The 13,816-nt window shown below is 73.7% G+C and carries 13 protein-coding genes and 1 pseudogene; 6 read left to right on the top strand and 8 right to left on the bottom strand.

The window, feature by feature from the left end:
* Positions 1 to 4: 4 nt before the first annotated feature.
* On the top strand, positions 5 to 487 hold the full coding sequence (locus tag ACODT5_RS35690) for an N-acetyltransferase (RefSeq protein ID WP_422523221.1): 483 nt from the start codon (positions 5 to 7) through the stop codon (positions 485 to 487).
* Positions 488 to 717: 230 nt separating this feature from the next.
* On the opposite strand, the gene ACODT5_RS35685 is transcribed toward ACODT5_RS35690, so the two are convergent.
* The 3 genes from ACODT5_RS35685 to ACODT5_RS35675 form a co-directional block, all read right to left on the bottom strand.
* Positions 718 to 2,019: an LAETG motif-containing sortase-dependent surface protein gene (locus tag ACODT5_RS35685; protein ID WP_422523220.1), complete on the bottom strand. Its 1,302-nt coding sequence runs from the start codon at positions 2,017 to 2,019 to the stop codon at positions 718 to 720.
* A 376-nt stretch (positions 2,020 to 2,395) separates the two neighbouring features.
* The gene (locus tag ACODT5_RS35680) at positions 2,396 to 3,076 is read right to left on the bottom strand and encodes a DUF4291 domain-containing protein (RefSeq protein WP_422523219.1); all 681 of its coding nucleotides are present in this window, start codon (positions 3,074 to 3,076) and stop codon (positions 2,396 to 2,398) included.
* 83 nt (positions 3,077 to 3,159) lie between these two features.
* Complete coding sequence (locus ACODT5_RS35675) at positions 3,160 to 5,649, bottom strand: helicase-associated domain-containing protein (protein ID WP_422523218.1); 2,490 nt, start codon at positions 5,647 to 5,649, stop codon at positions 3,160 to 3,162.
* 86 nt (positions 5,650 to 5,735) lie between these two features.
* On the opposite strand from ACODT5_RS35675, the gene ACODT5_RS35670 reads away from it, so the two are divergent.
* A complete protein-coding gene (locus ACODT5_RS35670) occupies positions 5,736 to 6,665 on the top strand; it encodes a hypothetical protein (protein ID WP_422523217.1) in 930 nt (309 codons plus the stop codon).
* A gap of 698 nt (positions 6,666 to 7,363) precedes the next feature.
* Positions 7,364 to 7,993, top strand: coding sequence for an HAD family hydrolase (locus ACODT5_RS35665; protein WP_422523216.1), 630 nt, complete (start codon positions 7,364 to 7,366; stop codon positions 7,991 to 7,993).
* A gap of 6 nt (positions 7,994 to 7,999) precedes the next feature.
* Here the strand turns inward: ACODT5_RS35665 and ACODT5_RS35660 are convergent, their stop codons facing one another.
* Complete coding sequence (locus ACODT5_RS35660) at positions 8,000 to 8,284, bottom strand: hypothetical protein (RefSeq protein WP_422523215.1); 285 nt, start codon at positions 8,282 to 8,284, stop codon at positions 8,000 to 8,002.
* Positions 8,285 to 8,623: 339 nt separating this feature from the next.
* On the opposite strand from ACODT5_RS35660, the pseudogene ACODT5_RS35655 reads away from it, so the two are divergent.
* From ACODT5_RS35655 to ACODT5_RS35645, 3 genes and pseudogenes are all read left to right on the top strand, one after another.
* Positions 8,624 to 8,725 (top strand): annotated as a pseudogene (locus tag ACODT5_RS35655) (IS5/IS1182 family transposase); the annotation flags it as partial.
* A 10-nt stretch (positions 8,726 to 8,735) separates the two neighbouring features.
* Positions 8,736 to 9,320, top strand: coding sequence for a recombinase zinc ribbon domain-containing protein (locus ACODT5_RS35650; protein ID WP_422523214.1), 585 nt, complete (start codon positions 8,736 to 8,738; stop codon positions 9,318 to 9,320).
* Positions 9,321 to 9,551: 231 nt separating this feature from the next.
* Positions 9,552 to 9,935: a cold-shock protein gene (locus tag ACODT5_RS35645; protein ID WP_327253456.1), complete on the top strand. Its 384-nt coding sequence runs from the start codon at positions 9,552 to 9,554 to the stop codon at positions 9,933 to 9,935.
* A 67-nt stretch (positions 9,936 to 10,002) separates the two neighbouring features.
* Here the strand turns inward: ACODT5_RS35645 and ACODT5_RS35640 are convergent, their stop codons facing one another.
* The 4 genes from ACODT5_RS35640 to ACODT5_RS35625 all read right to left on the bottom strand — a co-directional run bounded on the left by ACODT5_RS35640 (position 10,003) and on the right by ACODT5_RS35625 (position 13,780).
* Complete coding sequence (locus tag ACODT5_RS35640) at positions 10,003 to 10,887, bottom strand: 1,4-dihydroxy-6-naphtoate synthase (protein ID WP_422523213.1); 885 nt, start codon at positions 10,885 to 10,887, stop codon at positions 10,003 to 10,005.
* Positions 10,884 to 11,633, bottom strand: a complete 750-nt coding sequence (locus ACODT5_RS35635; RefSeq protein WP_422523212.1) for a futalosine hydrolase — start codon at positions 11,631 to 11,633, stop codon at positions 10,884 to 10,886. Before ACODT5_RS35635 ends, ACODT5_RS35640 begins: the two co-directional genes overlap by 4 nt.
* Positions 11,634 to 11,646: 13 nt before the next feature.
* Positions 11,647 to 12,135, bottom strand: a complete 489-nt coding sequence (locus ACODT5_RS35630) for a DUF2771 domain-containing protein (RefSeq protein ID WP_385374869.1) — start codon at positions 12,133 to 12,135, stop codon at positions 11,647 to 11,649.
* Between the two features lie 262 nt (positions 12,136 to 12,397).
* A complete protein-coding gene (locus tag ACODT5_RS35625; RefSeq protein ID WP_422523211.1) occupies positions 12,398 to 13,780 on the bottom strand; it encodes an MFS transporter in 1,383 nt (460 codons plus the stop codon).
* Positions 13,781 to 13,816 lie beyond the last annotated feature (36 nt).

Raw genomic sequence — 13,816 nt, 5'->3', positions numbered from 1 at the left:
GCGCATGAGCAGCGATCAGCAGAGCTTCGTACCGCCGGCCGAGGTGTTCGAGGTGCCCGTCCGGCTCGTCGGGGAGGGCTTCCGGCTGGAGCCCCTCGGACCCGAGCACAACGAGGGCGACCTCGCCGCCTGGAGCGGGAGCATCGCGCATGTGCGCGCCACGCCCGGCTTCCTGGGGAACTGGCCTCCGCAGGAGGGGATGAGCCCCGAGGCCAACCTCGCCGACCTGGTGCGCCACGCACGGGACTTCGCCGAGCGGCGCGGATTCACGTACAGCGTGCTGGAGGGGGAACAGGAGGGGGAGGGCGAGGTCGTCGGGTGCCTCTACATCTACCCGGCGAAGGAGGACCCGGAGCGCGTGCACGTCACTTCCTGGGTGCGCGGGGACCGGCTCCCGCTCGACAAGGCCGTGTACGACACCGTCGCGCGCTGGTTCGCCGAGGTCTGGCCGTTCGACGCGGAGCGGATCGACTACGCGGCCAGGTGAGCGACGCCGAAGGGGCCCGGCCCGCGCGCTGCGCGGGCCGGGCCCCTTGGGGGTGGTGGCGGGGGGTGACTAGTGCTGCGGCCGGAAAGGTTTGCCGGGTCGCGGTGTTCGGTGCGGTGCATCGCAAGGCGGAGGACCGCGGTTCGTACTGGACGTACTTCCGTGGTCCGACAACGCGGCGAGGTGCCGTGCCGGGCGCCGTGACCCGGTGAACCTTTCCGGTCACAGCACTAGCCGCGGACGGTGCGCTGACGGCGGGCGAACCAGGCGGCCGCGCCGCCGAGGCCGACGAGGACGGCGGCCAGGCCGGAGTACAGGGCGGTGTTGGAGTCCGAGCCGGTGTGCGCGAGGGATCCGGTCGGCGCGGGGCTGTTGCCCGTGGACGGGGTCGTCGTGGGGGCGGGAGCGGTGGTCGCGGAGGCGGTCGGGGCCGGGGAGGTGGGCGCCGGCGAGGTGGGCGCGGGGGAGGTCGGGGCCGGCGAGGTGGGCGCCGGGGAGGTGGGCGGGGTGGTGGCCTTCGGGCCGAGCACGAACTCCCCGTCGGCGTGCTCGAAGTGGTAGGTGTTGTCACCCTCGGCCAGGCCGACGGAGGCGAGCGCCTTGACCGGGGTGAGCTTCTTGAGCTGCGTCTTCGGGCCGAGCCTGACCTGCAGGCGCACGACGCGCTCGCCGGAGGCGGCCCCGAAGCCCTTGGCGATGACCGGCAGTTCGACGCTGGTGCCCTTCCAGGTGCCGTCGCCCTTGACGCGCGTCTGGAGGTTGGCTGCCTCGAGCTCGGACAGGTCGGCCGTGGCCACCTCGAGCCAGGTGCTGAGCCCGGAGCCGAACTGGCCCTCGCCGGTGACCCGGTAGTGCAGGTCCAGCTCCTTGCAGTCGGGGGACCCGCCGCCGTCCGTGCAGGGGGCCGCCTTGCCGAACCAGGTCTCCAGTGCGCCGGGCTTGCTCGCCGGGCTGGTCTTGAAGGTCAGGAAGCTTTCGCCGCCGTCCGCGATCTCGTTCTGGACGGACGCCGCCCGCAGCGTGAAGTCGCCGTTGATGGTCGGGTAGCTCTTGCCGAGGCCCATGGTGATCTTCCAGACCAGCTTGCCGCCGGCCGGGATCTCGAAGCCCTCGCTGGCGTTCTTGCCCGCCGGGTAGAACAGGCCCTGCCACCCGCCGTCCTGCTGCCCGATGAAGTAGGAGGTCGCCGGGGCGCTGACGGGCTCGACCTTGTAGACCACGTCGGCCTTCTGGAGCGGGCTGGCGCCGGTGGGGTCGAGGAGCATCCACGGGTGGTAGGAGGAGGGCTTGTCCGTCGTGTTGGTCACCGTCAGCTCGAAGGTCTCCGTCGCCCCGCCCCGGGTCAGCGGGCCGCTCGGGACCGGCGCGCTCATCGTGGTCTTCAGCGCCTTCGGGTTGCCCTCGTCCGCAGAGGCCGACAGCGGCGTCAGGACGGTGCCGGCGATGGCGGCGGCGACCACGGCGGCCGACCCGGTGCGGCGGGCGGTGGCGCGGAAGGCGTCGGAGCGGAGGGCGGCGGTGCGAGCGGACATGGTGGACTCCCCCAGGAATCATCAAGATCAGACGGCAGCGGCGGCCGAGACGGCCGAGAGGTGGAGCAGGGGCGGAGCAGAGGTGGAGCGAAGGTCGTGCGACCACGAGGCACAGAGAGGCCGTGCGGCGAGAGGCGGAGCAGATTTTCGAGAGGCCTGGCGCGGTGGCCGGCGGTTGAACGCCGTTCCGGTGGTGCGTGGTTCTCGCCGGCGCTCCGGTTCTCATGTCCCCGGTCGCTGCTGCGATGAGCTGATCCTCACACAGATCACATCTCTAATCCGTCGTCGGAATGTCACCGCCGTGCAACAGGCGAGAAGGGCTCTTTTGGCGGCCTGACCTGCGGAAATAGCGGAATGGGCGGTACCTGTTTCGCCGCTACGCGCCCAAGTGCGCCAGCGGCCCGGCCGGGTAGGGAGTCTCCACCGGCAGCAGGGCCCGCGCCGCCTCCTCCTCGCCCGCGCGGAGCAGGCCGTGGACCTCCCGCGCCAGCGGGGTGACATCGCGGATCGAGACCGTCCACTCGTCGGCGTAAGCGCGTGAGGCGGGCCCGGACAGGCCCAGTTGGAGCGAGCGGTACGGCAGCGGGTTCAGGTGCGGGTCCCGTTCCGGGTCCCACTGGACGCGGGCCGGGGCGGTGCGCAGCGCCTGCCTCCACGCCTCGCGGTCGGGGTGCACGTCCGGGGCGTAGTGCGACAGGCAGGCCTCGCCCAGCGCCCGGTCGAAGCCCGCGCGGGTGATCTCGACGGCCAGGACCGTCTCCTGGTCGGCCTTGGTGGCCCAGCCGCAGCGGTACATCATCCACAGGAACGAGGGCTTGACCCAGGTCATCCGCTCCCGCTTCCAGGCGGGCGGGAACCGGCCCTCCCGGGCGGCCGGCACCCCGATCCGCGGGTGGTACGCCTGGTACACGGTGAGGGTGTCGGCGGTGTGCGAGGCGCGGATCTGATGGCGGGGGACCCGGGTGGCGGGGCCGGTGGGACTGGTGGTTCCGGTGGGGCCGATGGAGCTGGTGGGAGCGGTAGAGCTGCTGGGACCGGTGGGGGTTGCGTCGGACATGGCTCCAGAGTGCGGGCCGACGCCCCGCCCGGGCCAGGGGATTTCCCTCCGGTGCCCGGGGAGCCTCCCCCGGGCGCCCTCAACTACACCTGGTCCTCCGCCAGTTCCGCGACCCCCGTGATCCGGTGCAGCGCGAAGGTCCGTACCTCGTCCGCCGTGTGGTCGTAGCCGGTGACGAAGCCGCCCTCCACCCGTACCGGGGCGATGACCCGCTGGCTCGCGGCGCCGTCGGCGTTGACGTAGCCGATCCACACCGCCGACCCGGTGAGCGCCGCCGCCTGCACGGTCGCCAGGGTCTCCGCCGCGCTCGTGCGCGGGAGTTCGCCGGCAGTACCCGGTGCACCCGGGGCGCCGGAAGGAGCCGGCTCCTTGCGGACCGCCGTCGCCGCCAGGTCGCCCGCGCGGATCGCCCGTACGGCGGCCCCCAGCAGCGTCCTGTCCGGGACCGGCGGCCCGTCGGGGACCGGTACGGGCAGGGCGCGGGCCGGGGTGCGGTGGGCGTCGGCGCGGGAGAGCAGGACGTCTCCCGTACGGGATTCCGCGGCCGGGGCGTAGCCCATGGCCCGCAACCCGTCGAGCAGCGCCGTCGGTTCGGCCTGCGCGGCCAGCACGGTCGGGGCGAGGCGGCGCAGCCCGAGGCCCGCGGACCGCTTGTCGGCGAGGATCTCGTTCAGCATGCCGTCGTCGTCGCAGCGCACGTACGAGGAGGCCGCGCCGACCCGGAGGTGTCCGTGCCGCCGGGCCACGTCGTCGATGAGGTACGACAGCGGCTGCGGCACCGGGGTCCGGCTGTGCTCGGTGAGGAAGGACTGCAGGTCGACGGCGGTGTGGCCGGCGTCCAGGGCGCGGCGTACCGACCCGGGCGTGAAGCGGTACACGGTGGCCCCGCCCTTGGACTCCACCTCCGCCAGCACGGCCAGCACCTCGGCGAGCGCCCGCCGCAGCGGCCCCGGGGCCACCGCCGTCAGGTCGGCCTGGAGCAGTACGTGGTCCACGGGCTCGGGCAGCAGCGGCGCGAGCAGCGGCGCCGGGTCGCGGCCCTCCAGCAGGGCCCGGCCGGGCGCTGCGAGCGCTCCCCGGCCGGTGACTCCGAGGACCTCCGCCTCGGCCAGCGTCCAGCGGGCGAGGCGGGCGCGCAGTTCGCTCGTACCGCGCACCGGCCGCTCCCACGAGAGGCGGGCGAGGACCACGGCCGGGTCCGGGGAGCCGCCCTCGGGGAGGTCCGCGAGGAGGCCCAGGATGCGGCGGCGCACCTCGGGGGCGGCGGAGCGGTCCAGCTCCGCGCCGAGCACCGAGAGGGTGCGGCCCTTCGCGTCCTGCTCGCCGACCAGGCCCGGGGTCCGGGTGGCGGTCAGCCAGGCCGCCGCCAGGGCCGACCAGCGCTCGGCGGGCGGGAGTTCGAGCCAGACGTCGAAGGCGGGGGTCGGGGCGTACCGCTCGTCGGCCTCGCCGTCGCTGGCCAGCAGGCCCGCCGCGTAGGACAGCTCGATCCAGAACGCCGCCGACGGCTCGTCGGTGTCCAGGGTGGCCGCCGCCCGCTTCAGATCGCGTACGGAGAGCCCGCCCGCCCGGAGCACGGGCGGACCGGCGTGCTCCCAGGACTTCACCAGCTCCTCGACCGTCGACAGCGCGGCCAGTGCCTGGCCGGCCGCGTTCGCGTCCACAAGCTGTGGACGGTGCTCGCGGTGCGCGGGAACCTCCGGGGCCAGCGGCTCCGTCGCCCGGTGCGCGAGCCCGCCGCGCAGGTACAGCGCCACCTCGCGCGGCAGCAGCACCGTGCGCGCCGTGGCCGGCAGCAGCAGGCCGCGGGCGCGCAGCCAGCGCACCGGAGGCGTCGGATGGGGCGTCACTTCCCCGTACGGCGGGCCCCACACGAGCCGGCCCAGCACCTGATGGGCCTCCGCCGGAGCCTCGTCGAGCAGCGCCGACATCCGCTCCGGGTCGGTGAACAGGGCCGTCAGCGCGGTCACCGCCGACACCGGGTCGTGCGTCGCGGGCAGCCCGACGGCCGCCACGATCTCCTGGATCCGGGTCGGCGACATGCCCGCGGTGGCCTCGGCGACGGTCGGGCCGAGCCCGGTCGGGGAGGGCCGCGTCGCGGAGGGGGCGAGCAGCTCGCGGGCGGTGCGCACCAGGCGCAGCCGCTCGTCGTCACCCCATACGAGGGCCTGCTCGCGCAGGGTCGCCAGGGCGCGGGGGAGTTCGGCGCGGGCCCCGTTGTCCTCCCCGGAGGTGGTGCCGGTGTCTCCGCTGAGCAGGGACTCCAGTACCGCGTACGGGCAGGGCTCCGGGCCCACCGCGAGGGCCTCGGCGGCCTGCAGGGCGAACCGGTCCAGGCGGTCCAGCGCGCGCACCACCGAAGCCCGCGTCCCGGCCCGCGTGGCGAGCTGCGTCACGTCTCCGGGGACCGGGCTCAGCAGGTCCGGCCGGGCGCGCAACAGGGCGCCGAGCCCGTCGTCGTCGCGGGCGCGCAGTGCTTCGGCGAGGGAGCGCGGAGCGCTTCCCGCGGTGCTCGGGTCAGGCACGGTCGTCGCCTCCTGGTCGCGTCGGCCGGTCAGTCGGCCGGTCCCCATCCGGTCAACGGTATCCGCTGCGCCCCCGGCCGCTCCACGGGCGCACGCGCTACCTTCGCTTGAGGTGGCACGGGAGGAGCCGGGGCGTGGGGATCGAGAGCGACCATCTGGTCTACGAATATCTGAGCCGGGTCGGGGACTTGGCGCAGCGCAGGCACCTGTCGTCGGGCGACCGGATGCGGCTGGTGGCGGGGCTGCGGGACGAGATCGACCGGCGGCGGGCCAAGTACGAACCGGAGACGCCGGCGGCGGTACGGAGCATCCTGGAGCGGATCGGCACGCCCGAGGAAGTCCTGGACACGCTGCCGGCGGCGGGCGCGGCGGACGCTGCTCCCGCCTCTGCTTCGGCTCCCTCCGCTCCCGCGGTGCCGGTGCAGCGGGGGGCCGCGCCGCCGCACCTCGCGGGGCTCGACGAACTGGGCGCGGGCGAGAAGCTGGAGCCCGACTGGTGGACGGTCGGGCCCGGATCGACGGTGGAGGGCTTCGCGGGCGGGATCGAGATCCCCGAACTCCTGAAGGGGCCGGGTGGGGGCGCGGGCCCGGGCCCGGGCTCCGAGCCGGAGGCTCCCGCGGAGGCCGCCCCTGAGGGTCCGCGCACCCTCATGGGCTACCTGCGCGAACGCCGCCGCCGGGCGAAGGCCGAAGCCGCGGCCGCCGTCCCCGCTGTGGTGGCTGCGCCGAAGCCGAAGCCGTACGCCTTCCTGACGCTCGCCGGGGTGGTCCTGGTGGCGGGGGCGGTCTCCGGCTACTGGCTGCTGCTCGCCGCGGGCTGGCTGCTCGCGTACGCCTCGCGCGTGCTGGGTTCCGCGGAGCGGAAGTGGGTGGTCTTCGGGTTGCCCGGGGTGGTCTTCGCGGGGGCGGTGGTGTGGCTGTGGGGCCGCCTGAACGGCCGGTGGGGCGCACCTCTGGCCGACGAGGCCCTGAGCGCTGCCTTCCAGGGCCTGCTGCCCTGGCTGGCCCGGGCCGCGGCGGTCTCCTCGGCGATCTACCTCTTCTGGCGCTCCCGCCGCCGCTGACCCCCTCCGGGGCCGGTCGCCTGGTGCGGCGCCGCTGCCGGGGACCGGTCCCCGGACCCCTGCGCCTCAAACGCCGGCGGGGCTGGGGTGTGCTGGGGCTCGGTGGCTGCGGGTGGGGGTCGGTGCCGGGGTCGGGGTGGGGTGTCGGCCTGGACTGCATGATTTAGGCGCCCCCTGCTCTACTCCGACAAGGCGCGGCCTGCTTCCGCGCCACAAATCACGCTTTACGTCCAGGCCGACACCCCACCCCGCCCCCGTCCCCGGCCCGCCGAGCCTCCGACCCCGGCCGGGGGGCGTCCGGCCCCGACCGGGGGAACGCCTGACCCCGACCGGGGGAACGTCTGACCCCGACCAGGGGGAAGCATCTGACCCCGACCGGGGGGAAACGTCCGACTCCGACCGGGGGAACGTTCAGTCCCGGCCGGGGTTTGTCTTTTCAGCCGTCCGGCGTTTGAGGACCGGGGTCTGGGGCGGAGCCCCAGGGGGTCCGGGCGCAGCCCGGTACCCTCCAGCCCGTCCGGCGTTTGAGGACCGGGTCAGGGCCGGCCCTGGGAACGGTGGAAGGGCGGGTCGGGGACTTCGCCCCGCAGGGACGAGCCCGCCCGCGGGGCCTGACATGTCCGCACATTTCACCGTCCGGTAAGCCGGGGCTCGGGCTGTGTTCCTGTGGGCGGAGCCCGCCTCTGCACAATGGAGCCATGACTCCCGAGACGCAGCTGACCGTCGGGTTCGACCTCGACATGACCCTCATCGACTCCCGGCCGGGCATCAAGGCGGCCTTCGAGGCGCTCTCGGCCGAGACGGGCACGTTCATCGACACCGAGCAGACCATTTCCCGCCTCGGACCGCCGCTGGACCAGGAGCTCGCGTACTGGTTCCCGGAGGCGGACATCCCCGCCGTGGCCGACCGCTACCGGGAGATCTATCCCACACACGCCATCGCGCCGACCCCGGCGATGCCCGGCGCCCGCGAGGCCGTCGAAGCGGTCCGGGCCCTCGGCGGCCGCGCGATCGTCGTCACCGCCAAGCACGAGCCCAACGCCCGCCTGCACCTGGACCACCTGGGCATCAAGCCCGACGCGGTCATCGGCTCGCTGTGGGCGGAGGCCAAGGCGGTCGCCCTGCGCGAGTACGCGGCGCAGGTCTACGTCGGCGACCACGTCGGCGATGTCCGCGGCGCCCGCACGGCCGGCGCGGTGTCGGTGACCGTTCCGACCGGCCCCTGCCCGGAGCCGGAACTGCGGGCGGCGGGCGCGGACGTGGTCCTGACCGACCTCACGGAGCTGCCGGCCTGGCTCGCGGAGTACGAGCGCACGCGGACCGCGTAACCGCGGCTACGCCTGCGAGGCGCGGGCCGCCGTGCGCTGAGCGGCGGCCGAGCGCAGCACGCCCGCCGCCGAGATCATGAAGCCGACGCCCATGAGCATGCACACGGCCCACGCGTACGAGGGGAACGGGTCCACGTCGAGGAAGAGCGGGGCCATCGTGGCGAGCGTGGCCACGGCGCCGGCGATGAAGACGATGCCGCCGGCCTTGACGAGCGCGTCGCCGGGGCGGGCCGCGTCGGGCTCGGGCTGAGGAGTAACAGTCACTCGACCAGGGTAGTTCCCTGGCCTCATCGGCTCCGACGCATGGGGCCACGATAGGAACACGTCGGCTAAGGGCTGTCCCGCTATCGGCGTCCTGTTCGACGTAGGGTCTGCGAGACGGTGCGGCCGGCGCTGTTGTCTCGGCGACATGGGAGGGCATCGTTGGACCCGAACCCCATCTGCTGCTTCTGCTATCAGGTCATCGATCTCGACCAGGACGGGGCAGCGACCGAGCTCAGGCTCGGTGCGGTTGACCCGGTGTGAGGCGGTGCCGTGCGGCAGCAGGCCTATTCACACTCAGACTGTCTGAGCGAACAAGTCCACCCGAACATCGATCTGTGGTTCGAGCTCTGAGGCCAGGCTGACCTCCCGCGCGACTTCCGCAAGTTGCTGACCGCGCTGCGCCGCGAGGGCGCCGACACCGTGCGGCCCGGGCGGCCGTGGGGCCTGTCCCTGGAGGACCGGGTCGTACAAGGGTGAAGTGGTTCTCGGCGACGAAGGCGAGCCCGTCATCCTGCCCGGCCGGCCCCACGCGGACATGGACGAGTGGCTCGACCTGGTCGAGAGGATCAGGCCGAAGGTGAAGGAGGGGCACGAGCCCGAGAGCCGCGCCGCCAAGAGCCTGCTCGCCGGAATCGCCAAGTGCGGAGAATGCGGTGCACCGCCCGCCCGAGTGCGGACCTCAGGGGCGAAGCGAAAGGACGGCATGCGATCGCCCTCGAAGTACTTCTACCGGTGCACCAGCCGATTCCGCGGTGGCTCCTGCAAGAAGGGCGCCTACATCGAGTGCGCGGAACTGGATCGAGTCGCCGAGGACATCTTCCTGAACAGCGTCGGGCGGTGGCAGCAGTACGAGCGAGTGGGCGCCGGCCCGTCGTACAAGAAGGAGTTGGGCGCGGCCGCGGTCCGGCCGGCCGGACTCGAAGCCGACTTCCTTGCGGGGAAGTACGACGGCAAAGGCCAGGACGAGCCCTACTGGCGGATGCACAAGTCCTTGTCCGGGAAGGTGCGCAACCTGAAGAACCGGCCGTGCTGGATCTTGGTGAGATCGGACGCGAGATCTTGACCGCGACGTACGGATCGGCCGAGTTGCCCGCGACGCTCCGAGACCGTCTGGATCGGCGGGAGAAGGACCGCGAACGATACCGGCCAGTGCCACTGGCCGGTATGGGTGGAGCGGCTTGACGAGGGGTAGATAGACGGAGAGGCTTCGGGCAATGGCAGGCAAGAGCAAGCGCTGGATAGCCTGACCTGCGGGAACAGTGGTTTGGCTGACTGGTGGAATGGGGTGCTTGCTTTGCCTACCGGCAAGGTCAAATGGTTCAACAGTGAGAAGGGCTTCGGCTTCCTCTCCCGCGACGACGGCGGCGACGTGTTCGTCCACTCGTCGGTGCTCCCCGACGGGCTGGACGCGCTCAAGCCCGGCCAGCGCGTCGAGTTCGGTGTTGTCGCGGGGCAGCGCGGTGACCAGGCACTTTCGGTGATCGTCCTGGATCCGGCACCCTCCGTCGCGGCCGCGCAGCGGCGCAAGCCCGACGAGCTCGCCTCCATCGTGCAGGACCTCACGACCGTGCTGGAGAACGTCACGCAGTCGCTGGAGCGGGGCCGTTACCCCGACAAGGCGCAGGGCGGGAAGATCGCCGGCATGCTGCGCGCGGTGGCCGATCAGCTCGACGTCTGAGTCCCCCGTACGACCGTGCCCCGCCGCCCACCAGGGCCGCGGGGCACGCTCATGCCTGCCGGAAGGCCTACGGGAAGGCCAGCGCGTCGGCTGCGATGGCCGGAACCAGACCCTCCGCGGCCGCCCGGGTCAGCAGCCCGCGCACGGCCGCGTAGCCGGCTTCGCCGAGGTCGGCGGTGAACTCGTTGACGTACAGCCCGATGTGCTGGTCGGCGACGGCCGGGTCCAGCTCCTGCGCGTGCGCCCGTACGTAGGGCCGGGACGCTTCCGGGTCCGCCCAGGCCATCCGGACCGACGTACGGGCCGACTCGGCGAGCGCGCGCAGCGCGTCCGCGCCCAGGGAGCGCTTGGCGATGATCGCGCCGAGCGGGATCGGCAGACCGGTCGTGGACTCCCAGTGCTCGCCCATGTCGGCCAGGCAGTGCAGCCCGTAGTCCCGGTAGGTGAACCGGGCCTCGTGGATGACCAGTCCGGCGTCCACGCGGCCGTCGCGCACGGCGGGCATGATCTCGTGGAAGGGGAGGACGACCACCTTGCCGACGCCCTCGGGCAGCACGTCGGCGGCCCACAGCCGGAACAGCAGGTAGGCGGTGGAGCGTTCGCTCGGGACCGCGACCGTCTTGCCGGTCAGGTCCAGGCCCGGCTCCCGGGTCAGACTGCGGTCTTTTACAAGCACAAGCGGGCCGCAACCACGGCCCAGCGCGCCGCCGCAGGGGAGCAGCGCGTACTCCTCCAGGACCCACGGCAGGACGGCGTAGGAGACCTTCAGCACGTCCAGCTCGCCGCGCTCGGCCATGCCGTTGGTGATGTCGATGTCGGCGAAGGTGACGTCGAGGGCGGGCGCGCCGGGGACCCGGCCGTGGGCCCAGGCGTCGAAGACGAAGGTGTCGTTCGGGCAGGGCGAGTACGCGATCCGTACGGGCCCTGCGAGGTCGGCGTCTGTTCCGGTCATGGAGGTCCTCCCCAGGAAGCGAGTACGGGCCGCAGGGCCCGGAAGCCGTCGGCCAGCGCCGTCAGCGCCTCGCCGATCCGCCAGGCGTCGCGGTCCCGCGGGCCCACGGCGTTGGAGACGGCACGGACCTCCAGTACGGCCAGCCCGTGGGCGGCGGCGGCCTCGGCGACCCCGAAGCCCTCCATGGCCTCGGCCCCGGCGAGCGGGTGCCGGGCGGCGAGGGCGGCCGTACGGGCGGCCGTGCCGGTGACGGTGGAGACGGTCAGGACGGGCGCGAGCAGCGCCCCGGTCGCCTCGGCGGCGCGCGCGGCGAGCTCTGCGGGAGGCAGGTGCACGCTGCGGCCGAAGCCGAGTTCGGTGACGGTGAGGAACCCCTGCGGGGTCTCGGCGCCCAGGTCGGCGGCGACGATCGCGTCGGCGACCACGAGGGAGCCGATCGGGGCGGCGGGCGCGAACCCGCCGCCGATGCCGGCGGAGACGACGAGGCCGTAGCCGTCCGGGGTGGGCGCGAGCGCCAGGGCCGTCGCGGTACCGGCGGCCGCGGCCGCCGGGCCGACTCCGGCGACCAGCACGTCGAAGGCTCCCCGGCGGTGGATGAGGTAACCGCCGGGGAGGGTGCGCGGCGGTTCGCTGCCGGGGGCGTGGTCCGGGCCGGGGGTGTGGTCCGGATGAGGGACCGGACCGGACAGGCCTCGGACGACGGAGTCGGCCTCCGCCGTCACCGCGGTCACGATGAGCGCGCGCATGGTGGGTGCGTGACTACTTGAGCTTGAGGGTGAAGGCCCAGACGGCGAGGGGCTTGCCGTCCTCGGAGACCTGGACGATGTTGAGCTTCTTGGAGGCCGGGGGCTCGCCGCCCTGGCCGCCGGTGGCGAAGATGTCGGCGCCCGGGAAGCTGTCGTAGGTGTTGGAGGTCGGCTCGGTGATCTGCTGTCCGTCCAGGACCAGCTGCCACTTCTTGCCGTCCTCGACGACGTCCGGCTCGACACCGAGGCGCAGCGTGTCGCCGCGGCCGTAGTCGATGGTCTTGGCGTGCTTCAGGTCGGTGAAGCACTCCTGGACCTTTTCGCCCGTGAGTTCCTTGGCGTCGCTGCAGGCGGCTTCGGCGGACACCGACGAGGTGCCGACCGTCACGGTCGCCAGCGGCGTCGGCTTGTCACAGGCGGAGAGGAGGAGGAGGCCGGCGGAAACGGCTCCGAGGGCCGCGACGCTGCGGCGGGCCCTACCCGAGAAAAGCGGTGCGGTCATGAGCCGAAGGCTATCGGGCGGGTGGCGTGCCTTGCTGCACGGGGTCCTGTGGTGCGGCGCCGTGGCGCAAGCGCCCCCGGCTGCGCCGGGCCTTCCGGGGCTCCGCCCCGGACCCCGCGCCTCAAACGCCGGCGGGGCTGGATTTGGCCGGCGCCGGTCTGTACGCGCAGCGTGCGTGCGGAGCCCCCACGCGGCGGAGCCGCAGAAGGCTGCGCAGCCGGGAAGGGGCGGGGTGGGGGGAAGCCCCGCGCAGCGGCCCCGGCTACGCCACCCGCGGTCGTGGGGACGTCGGGTGCTGGTGGCGCGGGGAGGCGAGGAAGCCGCGCAGGGCCATCGTCGTGCCCAGGGCCACCACCGCCGCGGCCACCGACATGCCGAGGACGCCGTTGAGGGGGAGGGCGATGCCGATCGAGCCGCCCAGGACCCAGGCCACCTGGAGCAGGGTCTCCGAGCGGGCGAAGGCCGACGTGCGGACGGCCTCGGGCACGTCGCGCTGGATCATCGCGTCCAGCGAGAGCTTCGCGAGGGCCTGGCAGAAGCCGGCCGTCGCGCCCAGGACGGCCATGAACACCCCGCTGAAGAAGACCGCCGCGAGGACGGCCACCGCGAGGGTCAGGGACAGGACGGCGGCGATGATCGCCTCGGGCGCGCGGGCCCGGAGCCAGGCCCCGACGGCGGTCCCGCAGGCGTTGCCGACGCCTGCCGAGACGCCGACGATGCCCAGCGACACCGCCGCGCTCTGCCCGGCGAGCGGGTGCTCGCGCAGCAGGAACGCCAGGAAGAAGATCAGGAACCCGGACAGTCCGCGCATCGACGCGTTCGCCAGCAGCCCGCACAGCACCGGCTTGCTGACCGTGCGCAGCCCCGGTCGCTTCGAGTGCGCCTCGTGGGTGGAGAGCCGGGCCCGGCGTTCGCCCTTGGCCTCGTCGACCTTGTGCGGCAGCGTGAACGCCGCGAAGGTGCCCCAGATGAAGATCGCGCACGCCCCGTAGAGCGGCCACGGCGGGCCGATCGTGTGCAGGGCCGCGCCCACGGGTGCGGCGGCGCCGGTGGCCAGCAGGCCGGCCAGGGTCACCCGGGAGTTCGCCTTGACCAGGGAGAACCCCGGTGGGAGGAGTCGGGGGACGACCGCGCTGCGCACCACCCCGTAGGCCTTGGAGGCGACGAGGACCCCGAGGGCGGCCGGGTACAGCTCCAGGCCGCCGGTGGCCACCGCGCCCGACATCATCACGGCCAGCAGGGCCCGGGTGAGCATCGCGCCGGCCATCGCGGCCCGCCGCCCGTGCGGCAGCCGGTCCAGCAGGGGGCCGATCACCGGGGCCAGCAGGGTGAAGGGGGCCATCGTGATGGCGAGGTAGAGGGCCACTCGGCCGCGTGCTTCGTCCGTGGGGACGGAGAAGAAGACGGTGGAGGCGAGGGCGACTGTGATCATCACATCACCCGCGCCGTTGATGGCGTGCAGCTCGATCAGTTTGCCGAGGCCCGATTCGCCCGCCCCGTGCGCGTGCGTGGCCCGCCGGATCCCGCGCGCCGTACCGGTGAAGGGCAGGTGCAGGGCACGCCCGACGGCCCGGCCGGCCCGCCTGGCCGGTCCCGAGCCGTCATCGGACGACCGTACGGGTGCCACGTGGCCATAGTGCCCCACTCGGCCCCCCGGGACCCTTCCCGGCGCGTCGCGGGG

Origin of the sequence: Streptomyces tatrensis, from assembly GCF_049310065.1 — a bacterium.
Lineage (GTDB): Bacteria > Actinomycetota > Actinomycetes > Streptomycetales > Streptomycetaceae > Streptomyces.
This window is presented reverse-complemented; position numbering and strand designations above follow the sequence as displayed.

Coding starts and splice junctions, on each gene's coding strand:
- ACODT5_RS35635 (WP_422523212.1), bottom strand. CDS start 11,633: ATGCGCGCGCTCATCGTGACCGCGGTGACGGCGGAGGCCGACTCCGTC.
- ACODT5_RS35630 (WP_385374869.1), bottom strand. CDS start 12,135: ATGACCGCACCGCTTTTCTCGGGTAGGGCCCGCCGCAGCGTCGCGGCC.
- ACODT5_RS35685 (WP_422523220.1), bottom strand. CDS start 2,019: ATGTCCGCTCGCACCGCCGCCCTCCGCTCCGACGCCTTCCGCGCCACC.
- ACODT5_RS35660 (WP_422523215.1), bottom strand. CDS start 8,284: ATGAGGCCAGGGAACTACCCTGGTCGAGTGACTGTTACTCCTCAGCCC.
- ACODT5_RS35665 (WP_422523216.1), top strand. CDS start 7,364: ATGACTCCCGAGACGCAGCTGACCGTCGGGTTCGACCTCGACATGACC.
- ACODT5_RS35690 (WP_422523221.1), top strand. CDS start 5: ATGAGCAGCGATCAGCAGAGCTTCGTACCGCCGGCCGAGGTGTTCGAG.
- ACODT5_RS35675 (WP_422523218.1), bottom strand. CDS start 5,649: ATGGGGACCGGCCGACTGACCGGCCGACGCGACCAGGAGGCGACGACC.
- ACODT5_RS35680 (WP_422523219.1), bottom strand. CDS start 3,076: ATGTCCGACGCAACCCCCACCGGTCCCAGCAGCTCTACCGCTCCCACC.
- ACODT5_RS35640 (WP_422523213.1), bottom strand. CDS start 10,887: ATGACCGGAACAGACGCCGACCTCGCAGGGCCCGTACGGATCGCGTAC.